Source organism: Arthrobacter sp. CAN_A1, from assembly GCF_015751665.1.
In the GTDB taxonomy this organism is placed as follows: domain Bacteria; phylum Actinomycetota; class Actinomycetes; order Actinomycetales; family Micrococcaceae; genus Arthrobacter_D.
In genome coordinates this window covers 1-26,282 of the sequence record NZ_JADOUR010000001.1, presented here as the reverse complement: position 1 = coordinate 26,282, position 26,282 = coordinate 1, and the positions used below count along the sequence as shown (strand labels likewise).

Annotated in this window: 30 protein-coding genes; all 30 read left to right on the top strand. The window is 65.7% G+C overall.

Translation table 11 applies throughout. The annotated features are described in order from the left end of the window. The first annotated feature begins 42 nt into the window (after positions 1–42). A complete protein-coding gene (locus IWX62_RS00150) occupies positions 43–1,236 on the top strand; it encodes a flagellin N-terminal helical domain-containing protein (protein ID WP_196839335.1) in 1,194 nt (397 codons plus the stop codon). Between the two features lie 145 nt (positions 1,237–1,381). After that, the gene (fliD, locus tag IWX62_RS00145; protein WP_196839334.1) at positions 1,382–2,770 is read left to right on the top strand and encodes a flagellar filament capping protein FliD; all 1,389 of its coding nucleotides are present in this window, start codon (positions 1,382–1,384) and stop codon (positions 2,768–2,770) included. Continuing rightward, positions 2,767–3,195 (top strand): flagellar export chaperone FliS, encoded by a 429-nt coding sequence (gene fliS / locus IWX62_RS00140; RefSeq protein WP_333483119.1) that lies wholly within the window; start codon positions 2,767–2,769, stop codon positions 3,193–3,195. The genes fliD and fliS overlap by 4 nt, the downstream gene beginning before the upstream one ends. Beyond that, positions 3,188–3,493: a hypothetical protein gene (locus tag IWX62_RS00135; RefSeq protein ID WP_196839332.1), complete on the top strand. Its 306-nt coding sequence runs from the start codon at positions 3,188–3,190 to the stop codon at positions 3,491–3,493. Before fliS ends, IWX62_RS00135 begins: the two co-directional genes overlap by 8 nt. Positions 3,494–3,632: 139 nt before the next feature. Then, positions 3,633–3,974, top strand: coding sequence for a flagellar basal body rod protein FlgB (locus IWX62_RS00130; protein ID WP_196839331.1), 342 nt, complete (start codon positions 3,633–3,635; stop codon positions 3,972–3,974). Further along, complete coding sequence (locus IWX62_RS00125) at positions 3,974–4,366, top strand: flagellar basal body rod protein FlgC (protein ID WP_196839330.1); 393 nt, start codon at positions 3,974–3,976, stop codon at positions 4,364–4,366. Before IWX62_RS00130 ends, IWX62_RS00125 begins: the two co-directional genes overlap by 1 nt. Then, the gene (gene fliE, locus IWX62_RS00120) at positions 4,366–4,680 is read left to right on the top strand and encodes a flagellar hook-basal body complex protein FliE (protein WP_196839329.1); all 315 of its coding nucleotides are present in this window, start codon (positions 4,366–4,368) and stop codon (positions 4,678–4,680) included. The genes IWX62_RS00125 and fliE overlap by 1 nt, the downstream gene beginning before the upstream one ends. After that, a complete protein-coding gene (gene fliF, locus IWX62_RS00115) occupies positions 4,680–6,305 on the top strand; it encodes a flagellar basal-body MS-ring/collar protein FliF (protein ID WP_196839328.1) in 1,626 nt (541 codons plus the stop codon). The genes fliE and fliF overlap by 1 nt, the downstream gene beginning before the upstream one ends. After that, entirely contained in the window at positions 6,302–7,345 is a 1,044-nt protein-coding gene (fliG, locus tag IWX62_RS00110) for a flagellar motor switch protein FliG (RefSeq protein WP_333483118.1), read from the top strand. The genes fliF and fliG overlap by 4 nt, the downstream gene beginning before the upstream one ends. Continuing rightward, entirely contained in the window at positions 7,335–7,934 is a 600-nt protein-coding gene (locus tag IWX62_RS00105) for a FliH/SctL family protein (protein ID WP_196839327.1), read from the top strand. Before fliG ends, IWX62_RS00105 begins: the two co-directional genes overlap by 11 nt. Beyond that, positions 7,931–9,256, top strand: coding sequence for a FliI/YscN family ATPase (locus IWX62_RS00100; protein WP_196839326.1), 1,326 nt, complete (start codon positions 7,931–7,933; stop codon positions 9,254–9,256). The genes IWX62_RS00105 and IWX62_RS00100 overlap by 4 nt, the downstream gene beginning before the upstream one ends. Further along, entirely contained in the window at positions 9,253–9,684 is a 432-nt protein-coding gene (locus IWX62_RS00095; protein ID WP_333483117.1) for a hypothetical protein, read from the top strand. Before IWX62_RS00100 ends, IWX62_RS00095 begins: the two co-directional genes overlap by 4 nt. Continuing rightward, the gene (locus IWX62_RS00090; protein ID WP_196839325.1) at positions 9,681–10,418 is read left to right on the top strand and encodes a C40 family peptidase; all 738 of its coding nucleotides are present in this window, start codon (positions 9,681–9,683) and stop codon (positions 10,416–10,418) included. Before IWX62_RS00095 ends, IWX62_RS00090 begins: the two co-directional genes overlap by 4 nt. Beyond that, on the top strand, positions 10,418–11,950 hold the full coding sequence (locus IWX62_RS00085; protein WP_333483116.1) for a flagellar hook-length control protein FliK: 1,533 nt from the start codon (positions 10,418–10,420) through the stop codon (positions 11,948–11,950). Before IWX62_RS00090 ends, IWX62_RS00085 begins: the two co-directional genes overlap by 1 nt. A 48-nt stretch (positions 11,951–11,998) precedes the next feature. After that, positions 11,999–12,427 (top strand): flagellar hook assembly protein FlgD, encoded by a 429-nt coding sequence (locus IWX62_RS00080; RefSeq protein ID WP_196839323.1) that lies wholly within the window; start codon positions 11,999–12,001, stop codon positions 12,425–12,427. A 27-nt stretch (positions 12,428–12,454) separates the two neighbouring features. Next, positions 12,455–13,624, top strand: coding sequence for a flagellar hook protein FlgE (locus IWX62_RS00075; protein ID WP_196839322.1), 1,170 nt, complete (start codon positions 12,455–12,457; stop codon positions 13,622–13,624). 124 nt (positions 13,625–13,748) lie between these two features. Next, on the top strand, positions 13,749–14,006 hold the full coding sequence (locus IWX62_RS00070) for a flagellar FlbD family protein (RefSeq protein WP_196839321.1): 258 nt from the start codon (positions 13,749–13,751) through the stop codon (positions 14,004–14,006). A gap of 3 nt (positions 14,007–14,009) precedes the next feature. Beyond that, entirely contained in the window at positions 14,010–14,801 is a 792-nt protein-coding gene (locus IWX62_RS00065; protein WP_196839320.1) for a motility protein A, read from the top strand. Next, positions 14,798–15,589, top strand: coding sequence for an OmpA/MotB family protein (locus tag IWX62_RS00060; protein WP_196839319.1), 792 nt, complete (start codon positions 14,798–14,800; stop codon positions 15,587–15,589). The genes IWX62_RS00065 and IWX62_RS00060 overlap by 4 nt, the downstream gene beginning before the upstream one ends. A 199-nt stretch (positions 15,590–15,788) precedes the next feature. Beyond that, positions 15,789–16,697, top strand: coding sequence for a flagellar motor switch protein FliM (locus IWX62_RS00055; protein ID WP_333483115.1), 909 nt, complete (start codon positions 15,789–15,791; stop codon positions 16,695–16,697). Then, on the top strand, positions 16,694–17,398 hold the full coding sequence (gene fliN, locus IWX62_RS00050) for a flagellar motor switch protein FliN (protein ID WP_196839318.1): 705 nt from the start codon (positions 16,694–16,696) through the stop codon (positions 17,396–17,398). The genes IWX62_RS00055 and fliN overlap by 4 nt, the downstream gene beginning before the upstream one ends. Then, complete coding sequence (locus tag IWX62_RS00045) at positions 17,399–17,953, top strand: FliO/MopB family protein (protein ID WP_196839317.1); 555 nt, start codon at positions 17,399–17,401, stop codon at positions 17,951–17,953. A gap of 71 nt (positions 17,954–18,024) precedes the next feature. After that, positions 18,025–18,846, top strand: a complete 822-nt coding sequence (gene fliP / locus IWX62_RS00040) for a flagellar type III secretion system pore protein FliP (RefSeq protein WP_196839811.1) — start codon at positions 18,025–18,027, stop codon at positions 18,844–18,846. Continuing rightward, complete coding sequence (fliQ, locus tag IWX62_RS00035; RefSeq protein WP_026551948.1) at positions 18,843–19,118, top strand: flagellar biosynthesis protein FliQ; 276 nt, start codon at positions 18,843–18,845, stop codon at positions 19,116–19,118. Before fliP ends, fliQ begins: the two co-directional genes overlap by 4 nt. Before the next feature lie 2 nt (positions 19,119–19,120). Continuing rightward, positions 19,121–19,879: a flagellar biosynthetic protein FliR gene (locus tag IWX62_RS00030; protein WP_196839316.1), complete on the top strand. Its 759-nt coding sequence runs from the start codon at positions 19,121–19,123 to the stop codon at positions 19,877–19,879. Further along, complete coding sequence (locus IWX62_RS00025; RefSeq protein ID WP_196839315.1) at positions 19,879–20,985, top strand: EscU/YscU/HrcU family type III secretion system export apparatus switch protein; 1,107 nt, start codon at positions 19,879–19,881, stop codon at positions 20,983–20,985. The genes IWX62_RS00030 and IWX62_RS00025 overlap by 1 nt, the downstream gene beginning before the upstream one ends. Then, the gene (locus tag IWX62_RS00020; RefSeq protein WP_196839314.1) at positions 20,985–23,036 is read left to right on the top strand and encodes a flagellar biosynthesis protein FlhA; all 2,052 of its coding nucleotides are present in this window, start codon (positions 20,985–20,987) and stop codon (positions 23,034–23,036) included. Before IWX62_RS00025 ends, IWX62_RS00020 begins: the two co-directional genes overlap by 1 nt. Further along, entirely contained in the window at positions 23,011–23,985 is a 975-nt protein-coding gene (locus IWX62_RS00015) for a hypothetical protein (protein ID WP_196839313.1), read from the top strand. The genes IWX62_RS00020 and IWX62_RS00015 overlap by 26 nt, the downstream gene beginning before the upstream one ends. Positions 23,986–24,042: 57 nt before the next feature. Beyond that, complete coding sequence (gene csrA, locus IWX62_RS00010) at positions 24,043–24,345, top strand: carbon storage regulator CsrA (protein ID WP_196839312.1); 303 nt, start codon at positions 24,043–24,045, stop codon at positions 24,343–24,345. Positions 24,346–25,719: 1,374 nt separating this feature from the next. Beyond that, a partial coding sequence (locus IWX62_RS00005) for an S-layer homology domain-containing protein (protein WP_196839810.1) occupies positions 25,720–26,282 on the top strand: 563 nt, incomplete at its 3' end.

Sequence of the window (26,282 nt, the reverse complement as noted above, 5' to 3'; positions counted from 1 at the left end):
TGGATGGGCCGGCGCTTTTACCCACTCACGGAGGAATACATCATGGGTTTTCAGATCAACACCAACGTCTCGGCAATGAATGCTTACCGCAACCTGTCGATGACGCAGAACGACATGTCCAAGTCACTGGAGAAGCTTTCCAGTGGCCTGCGCATCAACCGTGCAGCCGACGACGCCGCCGGGTTGGCTCTCGCTGAAGGCCTGAAGTCGCAGGTGGGTGGCCTGACCGTTGCATCACGTAACGCTCAGGACGGCATCGGTGTGGTTCAGACTGCTGAAGGCGCGCTGACCGAGGTCCAGTCGATCCTGCAGCGTATGCGTGACCTTGCTGTGCAGGCGGGCAACGATTCCAACAACGCTGAGTCCCGCGGTGCAATCAAGACCGAGGTTGATGGACTTGTCGCTGAGCTTGACCGCATTTCGGAGAACACCAACTTCAACGGCAACAAGCTGCTCAACGGATCAAAGCCGGAGATGAACTTCCAGGTTGGTGCTGAGGGTGACCTCAGCAGCCAGATCGCTGTTAACCTCTCCGGTGCCAATGTGAAGTCAGTAGCCGATACCCTTGGGGCCTCCACGGGCGGCGGAACCCGCTTCGACGTTGCTGCATTCGACGCAACGACAGGCGCTCCGACTGCTCTGGCCGAAGCTGCGTACACGTTCAGCTCTGTCAAGGACGGCGTGACCACCTCGGTTGCGGTCACCCCCGATGCCGGAGCTGATTCAGCTTTCACTAGTGTCGAGGAGTTTGCATCTGCCCTCAACTCAGATGCCGACTTCTCCTCGAACTTCACTGCAACCGTAGTCAAGAATGAGAACGGCACCGGAACTGGCATCCTGGTCAAGGCCAACGACGGCGGAACCGTGGACGTTACCGATCCCGCAGGTGGTGGACTTGGTGCGGGCACCGCAGTTGCCAGCACCGGTGTGGCTGGCCTCGACTTCACCACAGCCAGCTCAGCACAGGATGCAATCAACCTGATCGACGAGCAGATCAAGACGATCTCATCCGCACGCTCCGAGCTCGGTGCTGTGCAGAACCGCTTCGAGTCGACGATCAAGAACGTCAACGTCTCCATCGAAAACCTGTCTGCGGCCGAGTCCCGCATCCGCGACACCGACATGGCGAAGGAGATGTCCGACTTCACCAGGTCCAGCATTCTTTCCCAGGCCGGCACCGCGATGCTGGCCCAGGCCAACCAGATGAACCAGGGTGTCCTGCAGCTTCTCGGCTAGTCCGCAGCGCTAAAGGCTAAAGGTGCAGGGCGGTGAGAGGGAACGACTTGGACCTCACACCCTCCCACCGCCCTGCATTCCTTTGCCCAGCACCACTACGAAACCACCACCGCAATCCACAGCACATCCCAGGGAGGACTAGACCATGGCACTTGGCATTGACGGCCTGGCTAGCGGCCTCGACACCACCACCCTGATCAACCAGTTGATGCAGTTGGAAGGCCGTCCCCAGGTCCTCCTGAAAAACCGGGTCGGCGAAACGCAGACCCTGGTCACCGCGTTGCAGCAGCTGAATACGCGGGTCGCGAGCCTTGGTGCCGCTGCCGAGAAGGCAGCCCTCCCCGCAGCATTCAACGTTTTCAAGGCCACGGCAAGCTCCACGAACGTCACGACGACGGCGGGAAGTGCAGCCAGCGCGGGCTCTTTGGATATCACCGTCGACCGCCTCGCGCAGAACCAGGTGTCAGTCACCGCAGCGATGACAGCCTGGCCGGATTCCCCACCGGTCATCACTGTCACCACAGCGGACGGTACCGCCACCGAGATCACCGCGGCCACCACCTCGCTGGACGACCTGGTCTCGGCCATCAACGCCTCCGACTCGGGGATCACTGCAGTCAAGGTCGCCTCTGGCGTGAACGCCGCCAACGAACCCCAGTACCGGTTGCAGCTCTCCTCCGAAGCTGCAGGTGCCGATGGCGGATTCACCGTTCACCGGGGCACGGCGGCCGACACCACAACCGGGACCGCCGCCAATCTCCTCACCGAGCCAGGCGCGGCCGAAGTGAAAACCGCCCAGGACTCACAGGTCACCCTGTGGGCGGGGACCGCAGCAGCTCAGTCCGTGACGTCGTCGTCGAACACGTTCACCAACCTGCTGCCGGGCGTGGATGTCACAGCGGCGAAGGTGTCAACTGACCCGGTCACCATCACCGTTGCCCGCGATCAGGCAGCCACGACGAAGACCGCCAAGGACCTCGTTGACGCGGTGGCGGGTGCCCTCGGCTATATTGCAACCAACTCGTCGGTCACCACCTCCGAATCCACCGGCAGTTCAGTGGCCACCGCCGGTCTCTTCACCGGTGACAGCGGGGTGCGGGGCATCTCCGCCCGCATTCTGTCTGCCGCCACCGCGCCGGTGGATGGGCGATCCCCCTCGGACATCGGTATCACCCTGACCCGCACCGGCACCGTCGAGTTCGACTCCGAGAAGTTCGGCAAGGCCCTGGCCGCCGACCCGGCCGCCGTGCAATCCATGCTCAAGGAGATTGCGTCACGGGTAGCTGGCGTGGCCAAGGACACTTCTGACAAGTTCGACGGCGCCATCACGCTGCGGATTCAGGGCCAGGAGTCAGAGGTCAAGGAACTCAACACGCAGGTCGCCGAATGGGACCGCCGGCTGGAAACCCGCCGCTCAACGCTCGAACGCACCTACACCAACCTGGAGTTGCAGCTGAATCAGTTGCAGTCCCAAGGGACATGGCTGACCTCGCAGCTAGCAAACCTGCCACGGATGGAGAGCTCAAGATCGTGACCACCCTGACCAGCGCCTCGGCGAAACGCGCGGCGTATAACCGCGACGCCGTCCTGTCCGCATCGCCCGCCCGCCTGCTGACTATGCTCTACGACCGGCTGATGTTGGACCTGGCCCGCGCCGAAACTGCCCAGCAGGGTGCCGAGTGGGCGGTGGCCTCGGAGAACCTGATCCACTCCCAGGCCATCATCACCGAGCTCAATCTCTCCCTCAACACCGACAAATGGGATGGCGCGCACGGCCTCAAATCGCTGTACTCCTATGTCATGACTACCCTGATCGACGCGAACATCAGCCGCGACGTGAACCGGACCCGCGAGTGCATCGCACTCCTGGAACCCGTCCGGCAGGCCTGGCACGAAGCGGCAGCGCAAATTCCGGTTCCCGTCCCGGCCGCCGCTACAGGAGCGCGTGGTTTTGCCTGATTCTGGTCAACGGGAGTGGCTGGCCGCCCTCGATGCGCTCGAAGCGGGAATTGCCGCGGCGACCGACACTCACGACGACGGCATCCTGACGCATCCCCAGTGGCACCGCCCGGTGAACCTGGGCCCGATCCCGGCGGACCTGGTCGGCCGGGCCCAACGGATCCAGGACGCCCAACGCCACGCCATTGATGCTCTACAGGCAGCGGTGCGGGAGAACCGGCAGCACTACGCGATGGTCAGCGCGGTCAACGCCTCCACCGCCCGGCCCGGAGCCGTGTACCTCGACGTCGCAGGCTGACCTCTGAAAAAACTTAATCCGCCGAACCGCTAACCAACCGGAAGCCTCTGGCCGATAGTGGGGTTTGAGCATGGATCGCTCACCCAACAGGCCATGGACCGGCCGCATTCGCCTCATCATCACGAAGAGGGTTTCCGCCGTGTTCGATTCCGTGACCTCGGTTGCACTGAACAGCGCTTTGGATGGGCTGTCCCTGCGACAGCGCGTGACCGCCAACAACATCGCCAACGTCAACACCCCCGGCTACCATGCCCAGCGGGTGAGCTTCGAAGACGCACTGAAGCGTTCGGTGGCGAACGGCGACGGCCAGGTCGCGAGCTCCACCGACCGCTCCCTCGAACCGACCCGCCTGAACGGCAGCAACGTCAACCTGGACACCGAAACGCTGTCCAACATCGACACCGTACTGCGCTACCAGTTCGCGGCGCGCGCCGTTGAAGGCCAGTTCACCAGTGTGCGCACCGCGATGAGGAGCAACTGATGACCTTCGACGCGATCGGCATCGCCGGCACCGGGCTCACCGTGCACCGCAAATGGCTCGACACTGTCGCCGACAACATGGCCAACGCCAACACCGTGACTGCCACCGACGGCGCCGCCTTCCAGGAGCGCTATGTCACCGCCCAGGAGGGCCAGGGAGTCAGCGGCGTGTACGTGGCTGGCGCCCAGTTCGGCGACGCCGAAGGCCGGGTGGTCAACGAACCGGGCCACCCCCTCGCCGACGCTGACGGTAACGTCCGTTACCCGGACATCGATATGTCAGCCCAGATGGGCCACCTCATCATGGCCCAGCGTGGCTATCAAGCCAACGCCGCCGTCGTCGACCGGGCGAAAGCCACCTACGAAGCTGCCCTGCAGATCGGACGCTCCTGATGCCCATCTCCGCTCTCCCCACAGTGGGCTCCGTCCAGCAGGTGACGGGCACCGGGTACCTGGCACAGACGCAGCCCGCCGCACCCGGCCAGGGTGCCGGGTTCGCCACGGCACTGACCGGCGCCGTCGAAAACCTCCAGTCGCTGCAGTCGACGTCGAGCGCGCTCGCTGTCCAGGCTGTCACCGGTGACCTGAGTGACATCCACAATGCAACGCTCGCCTCCACCCGCGCCCAGGTGACCCTTGAACTGGTCGCCGCCGTCCGCAACAAGGGCGTCGACGCCTTCAACGAGATCATGAGGATGCAGGCCTGATGGCACAGTCATTCAATTCCGTCCTGACCCGCCTAGGTGACGCGGTCAAGGCCTTCACCATCGCCCAGCGCACCATCGCGATCATTGGTGTGGCAGTGCTCGCGCTGGGTATCGCAGCACTTGTCACCTGGTCCATGAAACCCAGCTACACGCCGCTGTTCTCCGGGCTGAACGGTGAGGACGCCTCCATCATTGTCGAGCAGTTGCGCACCGACAACATCCCGTATGAGCTTTCGGCCGGCGGGGGAACCATCCTCGTTCCCGAAGAAAGTGTCTATGACCAGCGGCTGAAGGCGGCTGCCGCAGGGCTGCCGTCGTCGTCGACTGCTGGCTATTCGCTCCTCGACGACATGGGTGTCACATCCTCCGAATTCCAGGAATCGGTCACTTACAAGCGGGCGCTCGAAGGCGAACTGGCGGCGACCGTGTCAGCGTTGGAGGGCGTAAAGAACGCTTCGGTCCGGCTCGCGATCCCCGAGGAGTCGGTATTCGTCTCCGAGGCGGGAACTCCCACCGCCTCCGTGTTCATTGAGACGGACAGCGGTGTTTCACTGTCATCCGAACAGGTGCAGGCCGTGGCACACCTCACCTCGGCGTCGATCGACGGCATGACCCCCGAGAATGTGGCAGTGATCGACGCCGACGGCAACGTGCTGTCCGCCGTGGGCGTGGGGGCCACCGGGACCGTCAACCAGCAGTCCTCCGACTACGAGGAGACGGTGCGGGCAAACGTCCAGACCATGCTGGACCGCGTCGTCGGGCCGGGAAACGCCTCGGTGGTGGTAGCCGCAGACATGAATACCGAATTCGCTGAACGGGTCGAAGAGTCCTTCACGACGCCCGACGGCGCCCCGGCACTGAACGAATCGACCAGCACCGAAGAGTACGAGGGCGCCGGTGGAGGCGCCGCGGGAGTGCTCGGCCCGGATAACATTGCAGGTCCCGACGAGGCCGCCGGTGACGGGAACTTCAACTCGGAGACCAGCACCCGGAACAACGCGGTCAACAAGATCACCGAATCGACCACCATCCCCGCCGGTGCCATCAACCGGCAGACCGTCTCGGTGGCGCTCGACGAGGAAGCAGCCGGTGCGCTGGACCTTGCCGGGCTGACCGGGCTCGTGACGACGGCCGCCGGGATCGACGTCGACCGCGGGGACCAGGTCACCGTCGAGGTGCTGCCGTTCAACAACGCCGGCGCCGCCGAAGCGGCTGACGCGCTCGCAGCCGCCGATGCGGCAGCAGCCGCCGAGGAGCGGGCCAAGCTCCTGCTCCAGGTCGGCATTGTTGCCGCACTGACGTTGCTGGCCATCATCATCACCCTGGTCATCTACGCGCGCCGGTCACGCCGCCAGCGCCGCGAACCCGTTGACCTGGGCGAACTGCAGGAGGTCATCCCCGCCATTGGTGGCCCAGGCTCACCAGCGCTGGTCGACCTGGGTGCCACCCGCATGATGGACCCGGCACCCGAAACCACCTCCATCGACATCGGCGCTATTGCCGGTCTTCGCCACGACGACGCCATGTCCCGCAAACGGGCCGACGTTGAGGCGATGGCCCTCAGGGACCCGGCGAAAACCGCCGAACACCTGCGCAGCCTCATGGATGACCGGCAGCCGGTATGAGCGAGCTCGTCGCTACAGCAGCCCCGGTCTCGACCGAGGTCATGAGCGGTACGCAGAAGGCAGCCATGGTGCTGATGCAGCTCGATCCGGACCACGCCGCCATTGTGCTCCGCCAGTTCTCCGACACCGAGGCCGAGGAGATTGTCGCCGAGATTGTCCGGTTGCGCCGGGTTGACCCGTCGGTGGCCGACGATGCCCTGTCCGAATTCCATGAACTGAGCACCAGCGGCCGACGTCGGCCGCGCGGTGGTAAGGACGTAGCCGCCGGGCTGCTGGAGGCATCGTTTGGGGCAGACCGGGCCGCGGGGGTGATGGATCGGCTGGCGTCATCCATGGCGGGTAAGGCTTTCGAGTTCCTCGACGCCGTGGATCCGCGACAAATCCAGACCCTCCTCGACGGCGAACTGCCGCAGACCACGGCGCTGGTGCTGGCCCACCTCCGTCCTGAACATGCCTCAGCGGTGGTGATGGCCCTCGACGACGTGCTGCGTACCGACGTCGCCCAGTGCATTGCGACCATGGGAACTGCTACACCGGAGGCTGTGGGCGTGGTAGCCGAAACCCTGAAGCTGCGGGCCGGTGCGATCGGGACGCCGCACCAGACCGCTGCGGCGATCGGCGGGATCCAGCCGCTCGTCGACATCATCAACCGCTCCGACGTGTCCACGGAGCGGGCGCTGCTCGCCGGGCTCGAGGACAGGGACCCGGAGCTCGCCGATGAGGTGCGCGCCCGGATGCTGACCTTCGCCGACATTGTTAACCTCGACCGCCGTGACGTCCAGCAGGTGTTGCGCGGCATCGATTCGGCTGTGCTCGCGTGCGCCATGAAGGGCGCCTCCGGGCCGGTCACCGAAATGATCCGCAGCAACGTCTCCGAACGTAACCGCGAACTTCTCGACGACGAAATCCGGGCGGTTGGACCCGTGCGGATGTCCCAGGTGGAGGAGGCCCGCGCCCTGGTGGTCCGCGCTATCCGCGACCTCGAGGCGCAGGGCAGCATCACCGTCCAGCGCGGCGACGAGGACGAGTATGTCTACTGAGACGCCGGTTTTCGCCCACGCGTTCCCTGCCCTGACCCTCCAGGAGTCGGGCAGTGCCGACCGCAGTCATGCCCAGGGGCACGCCGCCGGGTACGCCGCGGGAATGCGCGCTGCCGCTGAGGAGCTGCGGCGGACCGCTGCAGCGCAACAGGCCGAGCACGCAGCGTTCCGGCAGCGCGAGCAGGCCCGGATTGATCAGGCGGTGCGCGGACTTGACGCGGCAGCGCGGGCGTTCGCCGCGAAGGTGGCAACGGTGGACTCCGCGTCGGAACACCTGGTGCATTCGGCGGCACTTGAGCTGGCCGAGGCAGTGGTCGGCGCGCAGTTGAGTGCGGGAGACCCCGCACGGTTGGCGCTCTCCCGCGCGTTGCAGGCCACCGATCCCGACGACGTCAGGCGGATCCGCCTGTCTCCGGCCGATTGGGACAGCCTTGACGACGAGACCCGGGCGGCGACCGGCGTCGCGATTGTGCCCGACTCGGCACTGGCGACAGGCGACGCCATGGTTGATCTCACCGACGGGTACCTTGACGCCCGGATTGGGTCTGCCCTGGCCCGCGCGAAGCAGTCGCTGGAGGATCCGTCATGAGCACCCTCCTCAAGCCCCGCCCGCCGCGGCTGACGGCTGCCCTGTCCGCAGCTGCCCCCGTCCGGCTCGGGATGGTGTCCTCGGTAGTGGGGCTCGGCGTCGAAGTGGCCGGCCTCGACTGCGGCATCGGCGATCTGGTGACCATTGGGGAGAACCCCGGGGTGGACGCTGAAGTGGTGGCAGCGTCACGCAGCGGTGTGCACTGCATGCCGTTGGGCCGACTGGTCGGAGTGAACGCGGGAACCCCGGTCAGCTCAGCGGGTAAGCCGCTGCTGGTGCCAACCGGTGTCGGCCTCCTCGGGCGGGTCCTCGACGGGCTGGGCCGGCCGATCGACAACCTGGGCCCGCTCCAGTCGGCGCGCATGGTGCCACTGGACAACCCGACGCCGTCATCAATGAAGCGGGCCCGCATCACCGAACCGTTGCAGGTGGGCGTCAGGGTGATGGACAGCCTGACCACCGTCGGCAAGGGGCAGCGGATGGGCCTGTTCGCCGGGAGCGGTGTGGGAAAGTCGTCTTTGCTGTCCATGATCGCCCGGGGCACCGACGCCGCCGTCTCAGTAATTGCGCTCGTCGGTGAGCGGGGCAGGGAAGTCAGGGAGTTCCTGGAGGACGACCTCGGCCCCGAGGGGCTGAAACGCTCGATCGTGGTGGTCTCCACCTCTGACGAACCGGCGCTGATGCGACTGCGTGCCGCCTTTGTGGCCACCCGGATCGCTGAAGCGTTCCGCGACGAGGGAACCGACGTGGTGCTGATGATGGACTCGCTGACCCGGGTCGCCATGGCGCAGCGCGAGATCGGCCTGTCCGCCGGCGAACCCCCCGCGACGCGTGGGTACCCGCCGTCGACCTTCTCCCTGTTGGCGCAACTCCTGGAACGGGCGGGGACCGGGGAGCGGGGGTCGGTGACCGGCCTCTATACCGTCCTGGTGGACGGCGACGATCACAATGAACCCATCGCCGATTCTGCCCGGTCCTTCCTCGACGGCCACGTGGTCCTGGACCGGAAGCTCGCTGTTGCTGGGCACTTCCCCTCCGTGGACGCGCTGGCGTCCATTTCACGGGTCGCCTCACGGGTTAATACCCCCGAACGAAACAGGGCCGCCGCTTTCCTCCGGAAGGTGCTGTCCGCACGCCGGTCGGTGCAGGACCTGCTCGACGTCGGCGCCTATCAGCGCGGCTCCAATCCGCTTGTCGACGCCGCCATTGACCACGAAACCGCCATCAACGCCTTTCTCCAGCAGTCGATGACGCAGCAGACTCCCGCAGACCACACCTGGGACCAGCTCGACCGGCTGATCCGGTTGCTGGGTGCCCCATGATGGCCAGGTCCTTTCCCCTGGCGGGGCTGCTGAGGCTGCGCCGGATCCACCAGGATCAGGCGGCGGGGGAGCTCGCCGCGGCCAACGCTGCGCTGCGGGCCCGTACAGCGGATCGCGGGACCGCGGTGGCGTCCCTCGACCGGTCCCTCAGCCGGGTCGATTCCGCCCAGGCGCTCGCCGCCGTCGCCGCAGCGCGCTCCTCATCACGGAGCATGCTGCGCGAGCTGGAGGCGCTCGAAACCCGGTCCCGGGTGGACCAGGATCGGGCGCAGGCGGATTTCAGCGCTGCGCGTGCCCGCACCATCAGCCTGGAAAAGCTTGAGGAACGCCACACCGCAGCGGTGCACGCGGAAGACCTACGTGTCGAGCAATTGGTGCTCGACGAAATTGCCACCAACGCGCGGCGCCCGAAAGGACATCAGCCATGACCATCGTTGACACAGTGGGCCGGATCCAGCAGATCCAGTCGACTCTGAGCCGTCTGTCCACACCTGTTACAGCGCCGGCGGCCCCGGCTGCACCGGCCGCCGGGTCTGCGGCGTCCGACAGCTCCACCGGGCCCAGCCGCGCGTTCGCCGATGCGCTGGCCGCCGCTGCAGCAGGCACGCCGACGTCGTCGACCGCTTCCAGCCCCGCCCCATCAGCCGCGGCTGCGCCGGTGTCGGTGGCAGCGCCCGCGCAACCGATGGCCACCGGCGAAGCAACCAGTTCCGACGTCGTCGCGGCCGCCAACCGCTACGTCGGCGTTCCCTATGTCTGGGGCGGCACCGATCCTGCGGTGGGAATGGACTGCTCGGGCTTCACCCAGCGGGTGTACCGCGACCTCGGCATTGAATTGCCCCGCGTGACGTGGGACCAGATGAAGATGGGCACCGAGGTGCCGTCCCTGGCGGAGGCACAACCGGGTGACCTGCTGTTCAGCCTCGATGGCGGGCATGTGTCCATCTACCTGGGCAACAACAAGGTAATTGACGCGCCCCAGCCGGGGAAGACCATCCAGGTCCGTGACGCGTGGGAGAACGACGGAAACATCGACACCATCCGCCGTATTGTGCCCTCGGATTCGGCCGGGGCATCGGACTCGGCTCCTCCGGCTGACGGTGCAGCGCTCGGAGACCTGGTTGCCGCGGCGCAGGCAGCCTTCGTTTCGGGGCGGGCGTAATGAGCGGCGCGCTGGCGGCGGTAGGCGGGCCCGCGTTGAAGGGTGCGGTCATGCCAGCGAAGCCGACCGCCGACAGCGGCGCCTCCTTCGCGCCAGCGCTTCAGCTGGCCCGCGATGTGCTGGAGGGGACGTTGTCCCGGCCCGGGGCAGGGCCCCGTGGCATGCCCGGTCCCACCCCTCCAACTGACCCGAACGCGTGGGGATCGGTTGACGAACTGACCCCGATTCCCTCGCTGAGCCTGATGCTGGGCCAGACGTGCCCCGTGGTGTCCCCGCCTGCTGGGACCATCGCGACAGTGACTGCCCCGGACTCCGCCTGCACGGGTGAAGCGCTCCTCCCGACGGCGGACGCCGGCGGGGCGACGCCCGAGATCAGTACCATCGGCCTGGCCGCTGGGCTGCCGGTGAACGGCGGGACCGACCTCCTGGGCAAGACCGGCGTGCGCCTGACACCGTCAGCCCATGCGCAGATCCCGGGCCCGGTCACCACACCGGCCGTTGCAGGCTCGGCAGGTGACGGGACGACGACAGCCGGCACCGCACCCCGGATTGCGCTGGCAGGTGCCGGATCCGCGATCACCGCCGCAAATACGCCGGGCGCCGCCACTCCAACCGATACCATCCCCGCAAACACGCCGGGTGTCGTGGCCGCGGGTGCGACAAACACCGCCGGAGCCACCCCCGCACCATCAGTAGGAGTCCCCGCGGTCGCGGACGCCGCCCGTGTGCCCGCATCGGGCGCACCGGTCGTCCAGTCTACGACTGCACCGGCCATCCAACCGGCCTCGTCCGGGCAAGTGCCGGGTACCACGACGGAACCTCAAGCAGGTCCGGCAACTCAAGCAACCCCAGTAACCCCGGCATCCTCAGCAACCACTCCGGTCGGGGCCGGCACCGGATCTCTGCCCGGGGCTGTTGCCGTGGCTCAGCCTGCGACAGTGCGCGGCGCAGGGATTGATCGGGAGGCGTCGTCGTCGGGCGCTCAGCTTCAGCCCGCCCAGGTTGCTGGGGCGCTCCCGGTGCAGCAGGCACCAGCCACCCTGACCGCTGCCCCCGCAGTTCCCGTACCATCGGTGCCCGCACCGCAGCACGCGCCGCTCGCTACGCAGCTGTACAAACCGGTTTTCAGCCTGACCTCCGCTGCGCCGGGCGAACACCTCATCACGGTCCGGGTCGCGCCGGACGAGCTCGGCCCGGTCACTGTGCGGGCGGTCGTCACCGCCGAGGGCATGCGGGTGGAACTATTCGCACCCACCGACACCGCGCGGGAGGCACTACGGGGCATGCTCCCGGACCTGCGCAGAGACCTCGCCACCCCCGGCCTGAACGCCAGCCTTGATGTCTCCACCAAAGATCCGTCTGACGGCGGCCCGGCCGGCGGTGACCCGGACTGGCAGGACCCGGCGCGACGGGACCGCAGCCACCACCTGCCAGTGCCACCCGGGTCATCGGGTGGGATCCCGCCCGATGACCCGGCCACCCGGTCCGGACGGTTGTGGTGGAATCAGTCAACTCTCGACCTGCTCGCCTAGACGCTCTCCCCGTACGCCCCTCTCGCCCAGAACAAAGGACAACATCCCGTGCCAATTGAAGCGGTTGAAGCCGCAACACCCACGTTCCAGGGGGAGCAGGTTCAGCGCACCCCCAAGCAGGCCATGGACAGCGAGGTGTTCATGTCACTGCTGGTCAGCCAGCTCCGCAACCAGGACCCCAGCTCGCCGATGGACACCAACCAGATGATCTCGCAAACCACTCAGCTGGCCATGATGGAGAAAATCACTGAGATGACCGGCACCATCGAGGAGAACTTCTTCCTCGAAATGCGGACGTCAGCGTCAACCCTGCTGGGTAAAGAGATCAGCTACACCGACGACGCCGGCGACACCATCGTCGGCTCGGCCACTGCCGTCTCCTTCGCCGGACCCGTCCCCACCGTCACCGTCGGGGACGCCACCATTCCGCTCGACCAGATTTCCGGTGTAGTCATGCCGGCAGCCGAAACCCTCTGACACCCCCTCCCTCCGAAAGGCCATCCCATGCTGCGCTCGCTCTACTCCGGAATTTCCGGCCTCCGCTCACACCAGACCATGCTCGACGTCACCGGCAACAACATCGCCAACGTCAACACCACCGGGTTCAAGGCGTCCTCCGCCCAATTCCAGGACACCCTGTCCCAGCTCACCCAGGGAGCCGGCGGCCCCCAGCAGGCGGTCGGCGGAACCAACCCGGCGCAGATCGGGCTCGGCGTCCAGGTGGCCGGCATCTCCACCAACTTCGCCCAGGGGTCGGCGCAGGCCACCGGCCGGGCCACGGACATGATGGTGGCCGGTGAGGGGTTCTTCGTCACCCAGTCCGGCGGTGAAACCACCTACACGCGGGCCGGGTCCTTCGACTTCGACGCCGCCGGCCGGCTGGTCTCACCCGACGGGGCGATCGTCCAGGGCTGGGGTGCCGTCAACGGTGAGGTGGCCGGCGGTGCGATCGGCGACATCACCGTGCCACGGGAGGCCGTGTCGGCTCCCGCGCAAACCACCACGGCAGGCGCCGTCGGGAACCTTCCCTCGGACGCCGCTGATGGCACCGAGATCATCCAGGACGTTGAGGTCTTCAACGCCACCGGCGAGGCACGCACCCTGACCCTGACCTTCACGAAGACCGGCGCTGGCTGGGATGTTGCGGGTGCCGATGGCGCCCAAACCGGGAACAGCGCACTGACGTTCGACGCCGACGGAAACGTCGCCACCGGCGGCACGCTGAACGTCGGTGGCATCGCCGTCGACCTGACCGAAGTCACCGGGGTGGCCCAACTCTCCACCATCTCCCTGGCGGAACAGAACGGCCGGTCAGCTGGCACCCTCGAATCGTTCACCCTCTCGCCGGACGGCACCCTGATCGGCGCCTTCAGCAACGGCGGACGTGAACCCCTCGGCCGGATTGCCCTGGCCAACTTCGTGAACCCGGGCGGGCTGGAAAAGACCGGCGGGTCCTCCTACCGGGCCACCGTAAACTCCGGCGACCCAGCGGTCGGCGCACCCGGTGCCGACGGGCTCGGATCAGTGGCAGGAGGGATGCTGGAAATGTCCAACGTCGACCTGTCCCAGGAGTTCACCAACCTGATTGTGGCGCAGCGTGGTTTCCAGGCGAACGCCCGGATTATCACCACTTCGGATGAGGTCCTGCAGGAACTGTCCAACCTGAAGCGGTAGTCTTTTCGCCCCCACTGAGCTGAAACAGCACCAACGACGGCCCCGAACCCTTACGAAAGGGCCGGGGCCGTCGATATGTACTACAAACGGCCGGCGACGGCCCCCAACCTTGAGGAACCGGCCGATGATCGTCGTCACGCACCTGAATGGGTCGCAGTTCGCGATCAACCCGGATCTGATCGAGAAGATCCATGCCAACCCGGACACCACCTTGTCCATGGTGGATGGATCCTTCGTGATCGTGTGCGAGCCTCTCGAAGATGTGATCGAGATCATCCGCGGGTATCGCGCCTCCGTCCTACGCATGGCCTGGGATCTGGCGGATACCCCGCAGCCGGTTGCCAAGCTCGCCGCCATCCCTCGTCACCCGGCAGGAAAGTAGCCCATGGATCCGGCAACAATCATCGGCATTCTGCTCGCGTTTGGATCCCTCTACGCGATGATTTTCCTGGAGGGCGCTCACGTTCAGTCCGTCCTGCTGCCGGCCCCCATGATCCTTGTGTTCGGCGCCACCATTGCCATCGGCCTGGCCTCGTTCACCATGAAGGACACCATCTCGGCGTTCAAAGCCGTGGGCCCCGCGGTCAAAGGCAGCAAGATCAAACTTGAGGAGACTGTCCAGGAGCTGGTTGGGTTCGCTGAGACAGCCCGGTCCGAAGGTCTGCTCGCCCTGGAGCAAAACGCCAACGAGGCCAAGGACCCGTTTCTGAAGAAGGCACTGCAGAACATCGCGGACGGCACCGAAGGAGATGACCTTCGGACCATGATGGAAGACGAGATTGCCACCAAGAACAAGACAGGCAGGGGCAACTCGAAGTTCTTCGCAGCCCTGGGCGGATACGCCCCGACAGTCGGCATCGTCGGCACCGTGGTGTCCCTGACCCATGTCCTGGAGAACCTCAACAAGCCGGACGAACTCGGCCACATGATCGCGGCAGCCTTCGTCGCAACCCTCTGGGGCCTATTGTCTTCGAACTTCATCTGGCTGCCGATAAGCAGCCGCATCGGTCGCCTGAACGAACTAGAGGTTGACCGGATGAACCTTCAGCTCGAAGGAATCATGGCCATCCAGGAAGGTGCTCAGCCGATGCTGCTCACTGAACGCCTTACCGCCTTGGTACCTCCGGGCAAGGCGGCCAAGGGCGTCAAAGAGAAGGCCGAGAACAAAGCAGCATGAGCAGGCCCCGCAGGAAGGCCGAGCCGCCTGAAGAGTTCCACGTCGACGAACGCTGGGCCGTCTCCTACGCCGACATGGTCACAGTCTTGATGTGCCTGTTCATCGTGCTCTTCGCCATGTCCACCGTGGACCAGGCAAAGTTTGAGCAGCTGCGCAATTCACTGGCCACCGGATTCGGGCAGGTCGAGGTGGGGGCCGTGGATACCGCCGAGGGCGTGGTGGTCCCGGCCGACATGATCGACGAGGGCCTCGAAGGGTTCACCGACATGGAGTTGGCGCTGCAGGAAGTGGACGATCTCCGCGAGGTCCAGCGCAAAATCGAGGAGGGACTCCTCGAGGACCAACTGCAGGACTCGGTGCGCTTTGAGCTGGACGAACGGGGCCTCACCATCCGGTTGGTCAGCTCCGAAACGTTCTTCCTCCCGGACCGGGCCGAACTCACCGAACGGACCGGTCAGGTGCTCGACTCGGTCGGTCCCGTCCTGGCCAGTACCGAGCGGCAGGTCTCGGTCGAGGGCCATACGGCGAAGCTGCCGGAAACCTTCCTTGCGCCCCGAGACTGGGAGCTGTCCACCGAACGGTCGGTCAACGTGCTGCGCCACCTCGTGGAGAAGGGTGGGGTGCCAGGCCCGCGAATCGCTGCGGTGGGCCACGGCGAAACCCGGCCGCTGGCGCCGGGGATCACCGAGGAAGAGCTGAAGCTGAACCGACGGGTTGACATCGTGGTGCTGTCTGATGAGTCCGAAGCCGTCCGGGAACTGATCCCCGAGGTCGCCGCCAGCACCTGACCCCTGCACCCCTCCCGACTCCCGGCTCTCCCTGATCCTTCCCACCCCTCCACGCCTCCCGCCGAACGGTGAGGTGTGGTGGGTCCAGGGGCCCCGGGCCCGCCGTATCTGACGGTTCGGCGACAGGGGGTGGGGCTGACGCCCAACCGTTACCTGGGTTCTCCTAACGCACCATCGGCGGGTGCCGATAGTTGCTGCTGTGACGGTCCAGGAACACCTTAATATTGGCGTGCCCGCAGCAGCGGGACGTCAGGTGGATGTCTATGACTTCCGCCGCCCCACCACACTGGCACGTGAGCATTCCCGGGTGCTTGAACTGGCCTTCGAGACGTTCGCGCGCCAGTGGGCCACCCAGTTGACCGCCAAGGTGCGGGTGATCTGCCAGGTCGCGTCCGATCACGTCCTGATGCAGTCCTACAACGAGTACGCCGCGTCCCTGCCGCACACCACAGCCATGGTGTTGTGCTCCATCGAGGGGCTGGCCGCGAAAGCGGTCATCCAGTTCCCGACGTCGGCGGCCCTGTACTGGGTCGACCACATGCTCGGCGGCCACGGCACCACAGCAGCTCGCGACCGTAAATTCACGCAGATTGAGCAGGCACTGGTCCACCGGCTGATGGATGACGGGCTGGAGGGGCTGCACTACTCCCTGGGGTCCCTGCTGACCAAGCACATGACCGTCGACTCAATCCACTACAACTCACAGTTCGCGCAGGCAGCTCCGACGGCCGACCTGATGATCGTCGCTGGCTTTGAGATCCGGGTAGGGGAGCGCACCTCCAAGGCAACTGTCGCCATCCCCGCCGATCTCCTGATCCCCCAGCTCGGCGAGGCGAATCCGGCGTCCGACCGCGGCAACGCCCGCGAGCTGGTGCAGGCTCAGCTCGCCAACGTGCCGGTCGAGGTTGCACTCCAGCTCGCCCCGGTGACCGTTAAACCCGGCCGCATCCTCGACCTCGCCGTCGGGGATGTTCTGCCCCTGCCCCACCCGCAGCACCGACCGCTGAACGTCATGGTCAACGGCAACTGGCTGGCCCACGCGGCGGCAGGAGTCAACGGCTCTCGCCTGGCTTGTGTTGTTGTGAACACCGAGGAGAAAACGACATGATCACCACCAACCTTTCCCAGGCGGCAGCCGACGCGCTCGTCGAACTGCTACCCACCTCGGTTCCCGCGCGGGCCAGTCTCAGCACCACCCGGCAGATGCCGTCCGGTCTGGCAGCGTCGGCACTGTCCGGGTCCTTTGTTGGGGCAACGTCGGCCGACGTCGCCCTCATCCTCGCCGATGGCAGCGTCCCGGTTGAGGCCGCAGGAACCGACTCTCCGCTGGTGTCCCCATCGGACATCCTCCGCCCCGCGCTGGAGGCCGCAACGGCTGTCCTCGGCGCCGGAGTTCTGGGGGCCACCCTGACCGGGGACGCGACGGCGCTCTTCGCCGACCCCGAGGCCACCATTTTCGAGCTCACCGGAAACGGCCGGGCGCAGGGCTGGTTCGCCATCCGTATCCGCAGCGGCGCTACCAAATCCTTCGGCGGACCGTTCGCCAGCAGCTCCGCAGCCGGGAAACTGGGTCGGATCAACAACGTCGAAATGTCCATGACCGTGGAGATTGGCCGCACCCGGATGTCAGTGCGCGACGTGCTCGACCTGGAACCGGGCGGCGTCATTGAACTAGACCGCTCGGCCGGTGCACCCGCCGATGTCCTCCTCAACGGACGGCTGATCGCCCACGGCGAGGTGGTCGTCGTCGACCAGGACTACGCCGTCCGCATCACCCGGATCCTCGACGTCGCTGAGGGATCCTTCTAAATGGACGCCGTGGTCCTCGGGCTGAGGGTCATTCTCTCCCTCGCTGTCGTGCTTGGACTGCTCTGGTACCTGCACCGCAAAATCTCCCGGTTCAACCGGACCGGCAACAAAGCCGACCCGGTCACCGTCGTCACCCGCCAGGGCATCAGCCCCAAGGCATCGGTCGTCATGATTGAAGCCGACGGCCGGCGCTTCCTCCTCGGCGTGACCGACCAGTCAGTGAACGTCCTCCACACCAGCGCCGCCCCCGGACTCACCTCGGTGCCCGCATTGTCCGACGACGACGGCCGCACCGACGTCGACGGCGCCACCTTTGCCCGCGTGCTGAGCCTTGCCACAGCTACCGGGGCTCCCCACGCCCGGCATTCGGCACCCGATGCCACCCGTGCCGCCGTATCCCGTCCTGCGGCCTCCCGCACCGACGCCAAACGGTCCGGGCGCCGGGCCGCGCGCACCCCCGCGGCCCAGGGGCCGTCGCCGCTGGCCGGATCAATCCTGTCCCCGGACACCTGGAAACAGACCGCCGCAGCACTCCGCCAGGGACGGACGGGGTGAACCGTTCCGTCCACACTGGGCGGTCCTCACACCACGCAGCACCCACGCCCCGCACGACGACGCACTCCCGCCTGAGCGGACGCGCCGTCGCAGCGATCGTGGTGCTGACCGTGCTGCTTGCGGGCCTGATCCCGCTGCTGACCTCGCTGGCCGCGTTCGCGACCCCCATCGACCCATTGCCGCCCACCGACCCGCTCGACCCGGTAGCGCCCGAGGACGCGGACGGCCTGTCAGTGGAGATCAACGGCGTCAACGGTGGCCCCAGCGGGGCCATCGTCACGCTGCTGGGGATCACCCTGCTCTCGGTGGCCCCGGCGCTGCTGCTCATGATGACCTCCTTCACGAAGATCTTCGTAGTGCTCGCCATGACCCGGAACGCCCTGTCGCTGCCGTCCATCCCGCCCAACCAGGTGCTGGCCGGGTTGGCCCTCTTCCTCTCGATCTTCATCATGGCGCCCGTCCTCAGCGAGATTAACAACCTCGCTGTCCAGCCCTTCCTCAACGGCGATCTGCTGCTCGGCGAAGCGGCCGACGTCGGGTCGGGACCACTCCGGACCTTCATGCTCGGCAACACCCGGGAAGAGGATCTGGCCCTGATGACCCGTGCCGCGGGCCAGGAAAACCCGGAGGACCCGACCTCCGTTTCGCTCGCCACCCTCATCCCGGCGTTCATGATTTCTGAGCTGCGGGCGGCGTTCATCATCGGATTCGTCATCTTTGTGCCGTTCCTGGTCATCGACCTGGTGGTCTCTGCGGCCCTGATGTCCATGGGCATGATGATGCTTCCGCCCGTCATGATTTCCCTCCCATTCAAGATCCTGCTGTTCGTGCTCGTGGATGGGTGGGGGCTGATCATCACCTCGTTGATCGGCAGCTATCAGGTGTCCGGATGAATACCAGCGCCGTCCTCGACATTGGACTCCAGGCCATCTGGCTCGCCGCGAAGCTCTCCGCACCGATTCTGATTACCGCCCTGGTGGTCGGTTTCGCCATTTCGCTGCTGCAGTCGATCACCCAGATCCAGGAGGTGACCCTCTCCTTCGTGCCGAAGGCTGCCGCAGTGGCGGTTGCCCTACTGGTTTGCGGGCACTGGATGATCTCCGAAATGGTGTCCTTCACCCAGGAGATGTTCGAGAAAATCCCCGGCCTTCTGATGGGCGGCTGACCATGGAAGTGGTCCTGGACCAGGGCCGCATCGAGGCGACCATGCTGGCGGGGGTGCGGATGATCGCATTCCTGGTGATCGCCCCACCGTTTTCCTACAACGCCATCCCCGCACGGATCAAGGCGATGCTGGCGATCGGCCTGGCCCTGGCCGTTTCACCGCAGGTCGCCGCCGGTTACGAATCGCCTGGTACTGCCGGGTACATCACCGCGCTGGTCCTCGAACTGGTGGTCGGGGCCGCGCTGGGTTTCCTGGTGCTGGTGGTGTTCTCCGCCATCCAGGCGGCCGGTAGCCTGATCGACCTCTTCGGCGGGTTCTCCCTGGCCCAGGGGTTCGACCCGCAGTCCATGGTCAACGGCGCCCAGTTCACCCGTCTCTTCCAGATGACCGCCCTCGCCCTGCTGTTTGCCTCCGATGGGTACCAACTGATCATCGCCGGCCTGGTCCGGACCTTCTCGGCGTTGCCGATCGGCGGCGGGCTTGACCTGTCCTCTCCCGTCGAGGCGATCACCGGTTCGGTCACCAACATGTTCCTTGCCTCCGTGCAGATCGCCGGTCCGCTGATCGTCATCCTGTTTCTCGCCGACGTCGGGCTGGGCCTCCTGACCCGGGTGGCGCCGGCCCTCAACGCGTTCGCCCTCGGGTTCCCGCTGAAGATCCTGGTGACGCTGCTCCTGGCTGCCACCCTGTTTGTTGCCCTGCCCCGGATTGTCTCGACCCTGGTCGACAACGCGGTCCGGCTTGTGATGGGGGTGGGGTAATGGCCGACAGCGCTGAAGAAAAAACCGAGGACGCCACACCGAAGCGGATGAAGGAGGTCCGTTCCAAGGGCCAACTCTCCAAATCGGAGGATTTCACCGCGTGGATGGGCGTCGGCGCGGCCGCCGTCATGATACCGGCCACCATTACCCGCGCAGCCGAGGCCGGCACCGACCAGATCTTCACCTTCAGGGCGATCATCGCCAGCCCCGAACCGGCCCTGGCCGTCAAGGCGCTCGTTGACGGCCTCGACTCCCTCGCCTACATCCTTACCCCGTTTTTCACCGTCGTCGTGGTGGCCGTCCTCGGGACCGCAGCGCTGCAGGGTGGCATCAACTTCAAAAAGTTCCGTGGCAAGTTTGAGCAGTTCAACGTCCTGGCGGGAGTCAAGCGGACTTTCGGCGGCCAGGCCCTATGGCAGGGGACCAAAGCACTCCTGAAGACTGCCGTCGTCGGCGCCGTCCTATGGCTGGTGGTGCAGTCGCTGCTGCCCGTGCTCATGTCATCAGGGGGACTGCCCGTCTCCGCCCTGCTCGCGGCCGGAAGCGGCGGCGCCGTCACGTTGCTGCAGTCCGCCGTCGTCGCCGGTCTCGCCCTGGCCGCGCTCGACGTCCTGGTGGTGCAGCGGCGGAACCGCAAGAAGACCCGGATGACCAAAAAAGAGGTCAAGGACGAGAACAAAAGCTCCGAGGGCGACCCATTGATCAAATCCCAGCGGCGCGCCCGCCAGTTCGCGATGAGCAGGAACCGGATGATTGCCGCCGTCGGCGATGCCGACGTCGTACTGGTCAACCCCACCCACTTCGCGGTCGCCCTCAAATACGAGCCGGGGAAGTCGGCGCCCCGCGTCGTGGCGAAGGGAGCAGGGCTCATCGCCGCGCGAATCCGTGAGGAAGCCGAAACGCGCCGCGTACCTCTCGTCCGCGACGTTCCCCTGACCCGTGCGTTGCACGCCGCCTGCGAGCTGGGGCAGGAGATCCCCGCCGACCACTACAACGCCGTCGCCCGGGTCCTTGCCTTTGTCATGTCACTGAAAACCAGAGGCTCCGTGCTGGGCCAACACACACTGCCCCCCGTAGCCACTTCCACCTCCAGCGGAGCGTACTGATGAACCGGTCACTATCAAAACTCTTTGTGCCCATCGGCGTGGTGGGGATCATTATGCTCCTGGTGGTGCCTATCCCGGCGCCCATGCTGGACGTGCTGATCATCGTCAACATCCTGCTCGCCCTGGTGATCCTGCTGACCAGCATGTTTGTGCGCAAGCCGCTGGACTTCTCGGTGTTCCCGTCCCTGCTCCTGGTCGCGACGCTGTTCAGGCTGGGCCTCAACGTCGCCTCCACCCGGCTGGTCCTCGGCGACGGCTACGCGGGCCAGGTGATCGAGGCGTTCGGGCATGTGGCAGTGGGCGGGTCGCTGATCATCGGTGCGGTCATCTTCCTGATCCTCGTCGTCATCCAGTTCGTGGTGGTCACCAAGGGTGCCGAGCGCGTCGCCGAAGTGGGGGCCCGTTTCACCCTCGATGCCATGCCCGGTAAGCAGATGGCCATTGACGCCGACCTCAACGCCGGCCTGATCACCGACACCCAGGCACGTGAACGACGGGCCGAGGTGTCCGCCGAAGCGGACTTCTACGGTGCCATGGACGGCGCCTCCAAATTCGTCAAGGGCGACGCGATCGCCGGGCTGATCATCATCATCATCAACCTGATCGGCGGGATTGCCATCGGCATGCTGCAGCGCGGCATGTCCATCGGTGATGCGGTCAACACCTACAGCCTCCTGACCATCGGAGACGGCCTGGTCACCCAGATCCCGGCGCTGCTGATGGCCGTCTCCACCGGCATGATCGTTACCCGGTCCAACGCCGAGTCCGACATGGGCTCCACCGCCTCGGCCCAGCTGGGCCAGTCACGCACCGCGCTGCGCATCGCCGGTGGTGCCGCCGTCGTGATGGCCCTGATTCCGGGTATGCCGGTGCTGCCATTCATCCTGGTAGGCGCCGGACTGATCTTCATCGCCCAGCGCATCAAGAAGGACGACGACGCCAAGCGCGCCAGCGACGACGCCGCCGCCGCTGAGCTCGCTGCCCCAAGCAGCACCGACAGCACCGAGGACCTGATCGAACAGATGAGGGTCCACGCGCTCGAGATCCTGTTGGCACCGGACCTGGTGGACGTGGTGACCGGATCATCGGATGACCTGCTGGGCCGGGTCCGGGCCCTGCGCCGGAAAATCGCCCTGGACCTGGGGATGGTGGTGCCACCCGTCCGCACCCGCGACAGCCTCGACCTGCCGCCGGCCACCTACGTGATCAGGATTGCCGGGGTGGAGGCGGGCCGCGGAGAAGCACCCCGGGGGAAGGTCCTTGCCCTGGGCGAGAACCTGGCGTCGCTGCCCGGGGTCACCACGGTGGAGCCCGTGTTTGGGTTGGCCGGGAAATGGATCCCCGCTGAGCTGCGGCACAACGCCGAGATGACCGGCGCCACGGTGATCGACAGGGTTTCGGTGCTGGTCACCCACCTCTCATCCATCATCACGGGGAACGCCGCCCGGCTGCTGACCCGCGAGGATGTGCGGGTGCTGACCGACGGCGTCCGCGAGGTCAGTCCCTCAGCTGTGGAGGAGCTGATCCCGGGGATGCTGTCCCTCGCCGAAGTGCAGCGGGTGCTTCAGGGCCTCCTCGCCGAGCAGATCCCCATCAACGATCTTCCGCGGATCTACGAGTCCCTCACGTTGCGGGCCAAGGTGTCGGTGGACCCCGAAGGACTCATCGAAGCCGCACGGCACGCCCTCGGCCCGGCCTTGACCGCTCAGTACCAGGACGGCAACCTGCTCCGCGTGATCATGATTGACCCGCTGCTGGAACAGTCGATGCTTGAGGGTTTGCGCCCTTCTGACCAGGGCAGCCAGATCCTCCTGGATGCGGCTCGCACCGAGGCCGTGTTGACCTCGGTGAAGGACGCCGTCGCGTCGGCGGAAGCCAACGGGCACTCCGCGGTGCTGGTGTGCGCTCCGGCGCTGCGCCCCGCGATCAGGCGGCTGGTCTCCGCCCAATCCGGTGGGCTGCCGGTCCTCTCCTACCAGGAAGTCACCAGTGCGAACGTGAACATTGAGACAGTAGGGGTGGTGCGTGGAACCGCAAAGATTTCGTCTTAGGGGCCCTTCGCTGGAGGCTCTGCGCTCGCAGGCGTTCGCCGAGCATGGTCCGCGGGCGCGGATCACCGCTGCCGAGTTGGTCACCGTGGGCGGGATCCGGGGTTTCTTTGCCCAACGGCACTATGAGGTGACAGTCGAGGTTCCTGCGGCGATGCCCATCGTCCCGCCCACTGGGCGGCGCAGTGCTGGACATCCGGTGACGCCGCAGCGGAGGGGATCGGGGATAGCCGCACTGCTCGCTGAGGCCGACGACGCCGAGGCCTCCCTGCACGGGGTGGAGGTCGCTGAGCCGTTGGTGTCCACCGACTCCGACCTGTTCGCTGCCCTGATGGACAACCTGATCTTCAACACGGATGCCGCATCCAAGACGGTGGCGCAGCAGCCCGCCGCTGTCCCGGTGCCCGCACCGGCCACCCGACCCGGGGACCTGACGGTCGTCGTCGGGCTGGGAACGGATCCGCTGGCAGTGGCACGCTCGATGGCTGAGGAGTTGGTGAGCGACAGGCATCGTCGTGCAGCGGTGCGGGCGATTGGTGAGGGGGAGGTCAACGGGCGCCGTGCGGCCCATCCCGGTGCGGCCGGTACACGGGATTCGGGTGCTCCGGTGACCGACCGGCTGGCCGCGGCGGCGCTGCGGGCTGGGGGAGTCGAGGGCGGCTTCCCGGTGTTCGCCGCCGTCGGGCTGAATGGTGCCCGCCTTGGCGCTGAGTTGGCGGGAGGTGTTGCGACCATTGCCGGGCTGGGTGCGGATCAGGTCTGGATTGTCGTGGACGCGGGCCGCAAGCCGATGGACACGGCCGCGTGGGTGGCGGAGGTGACGCGGGAGTTGCCCGTCACCGCTGTGGCGGTGGTCGGTGCGGCAACGACGTCGTCACCGGAGAGCGTCAACACGCTCGGCATCCCGGTGGGTTGGGTGGACGGGCGGCGAGCCACCTCGCCGGTGCTGTGAGCGCCGAACCGATGCCCGGTCCCGAAAGACGCCCGATAGCTGGGATAGAGTAAGCGGGTGCTGGTGCTTACACGCAAAATTGGGGAACAGATCCTGATCGGGGACGACATTGTTGTCACCGTGCTCGATTCCCGTGGCGAAGGGATCAGGATCGGCATTGACGCGCCGCGCGGCGTGAAGATCCAGCGGGAGGAAGTGCTGCGCGCGGTCGTCGAGGCCAACCTCGCAGCCGCCCAGCCCGACCCCGAAGCCGAGGCGCGGATCAAGGCCCTGCTGGGCCTGCCGACGACGCCCGCTGAACCCGCGAAGCCTGCCGCGCCTGGACTGTCTGCCCCCTCGAAGCCTGCCGACCCCGCCTAATCAGCGTCTCGGTGAGGAACCTAGACGATGGTAGGGAAACTCCCAGCCCCATACCCAGTTCGCTGACGGGTGTCCGGTATGCCCAAGGACGGACTGTCCCTGACGATTCGGTGATGGCTGCTGGACTACTACGAGACACAGCCACGTGACGCTATTGAGCATCTTTTTCGTCCGGCTGGTCCGAGTTGGTAAACCCGAGCGCCAACTCAATCGTTTAGCGGCTTCCGTCCTTCACGCGGAAAACATAGCGCGATAATTCGTACTCGGATGCAGTTCCAGAAAGCTTAGTATTATCGGGGAAAGCCCATAGGGCGTTAGAGAACAGAGACTCACATGAGAACGTCACTTCGCCACCTTTTACTCGCCGTGTTTACGGCCAGCGTCCTTGCCTTAAGCATCCCAATCGCAGCTGTGGCGAACGAGAACTTACCCCCGGTGCCGGCGCAAGAAACTGAAACTATTACTACCGCCACGGCATCAACGGAGGCGGCAAGCCTGTCGCATGTGTCCGAGGCGTTCACTCCAGAGGCGGAAGGGCAGGCTCCGGGATTGTCTCGACTTGTGCGTCCCAGCCCCGATGTGGCCAAACCTGGTGAATATATTACTTTCGAGTGGGAAACTGCTGGCGATGCTCCCATTACTGAAATCCAGGTCCATTTCGTAAATGACTATAACTCGAGAGATCTTTTCTTCACGATATACCCGGGGCGCGAAGCGAGCTTTCAAGTCACGCCAGATCAGTTGTCCCCGGGGGACCACATTCTCACCCAGGTCGTAGTGGTTGGGCAGGACGGCACTGAAACGGTTTATGGCCGCACTGGAAGCGTCAGGTCCACTAAACCTGCGACTCTGACCCCGCCTCCTCCACTGTCCAACCTGTCCCAGCTGGATTTCATGGTGGTTTACTGGACAGCCATCGCGGAGCCGGTTGTCATTGAGGATCGGCCTGGCAGTGCCGAAGACGCGTTCGTTATCCCGTCTACTCCTCATCTGGACTATATGTTTCGGAAAGACGGTGAGTCACAAGAGGTGGTTCTAGCCCCGGGAAGGTACCCCCGCCAAGGGGACGACACCCATTATTTTCGGGCTCAGGCCCATAGCGGATATTCACCGGGAGGTCCGCGTACCGGCTGGGATCACCGGTTCAGCGATGCGCATCCCCCGTACCAGGTGATTCCTTTGCCTGTGACATTCGTCGACTTCTTTGACAACGGCCGGGGCGTCTACATCATCCCAACCACTCCTGGTGTGGAGTACTGGGTCGGGGACTCCGTGAAAACCTCTGGAACACATAGCGCTCAGGGCAGTGTCACTGTTATCGCTAAGCCCATGATCGACTATGAGATCACCACCGGAGCCACGGCTACGTGGACGATGACCTTCACCGCGAACGAACTGGTTCCTACGCCTCCCACCTTCTTGGACATGGACGGTACCGCAGGAGACACCTACACCATTCCGGCGACCCCCAACGTGGAGTATCTGGTCAACGGCTCGGTCCGGAGTGCCGGCACGTACCCGACCACCGGCACGGTTACCGTGACGGGTTTGATTAGCGTCACGGCTCGGGCGAAGCAGGGCTACTCACTCGCCGAAGGCGCTACCGCCAGCTGGCAGACGACGTTCAGCACCAAGGGTGCTGAGTACGTTCCGCCGGCGAGGTCGCCGTTCACCGATGTGTCCACGAAGCAGCAGTTCTATAAGGAAATGGCCTGGCTCTCGGCCCAGGGTATTTCGACCGGTTGGGACAACGGCAATGGCACCCGTTCCTACAAGCCTCTGACGCCGATCAACCGTGATGCCATGGCCGCCTTCCTCTACCGGGCTGCTGGCTCTCCTGCCTACGTTCCGCCGGCGAGGTCGCCGTTCACCGATGTGTCCACGAAGCAGCAGTTCTATAAGGAAATGGCCTGGCTCTCGGCCCAGGGTATTTCGAC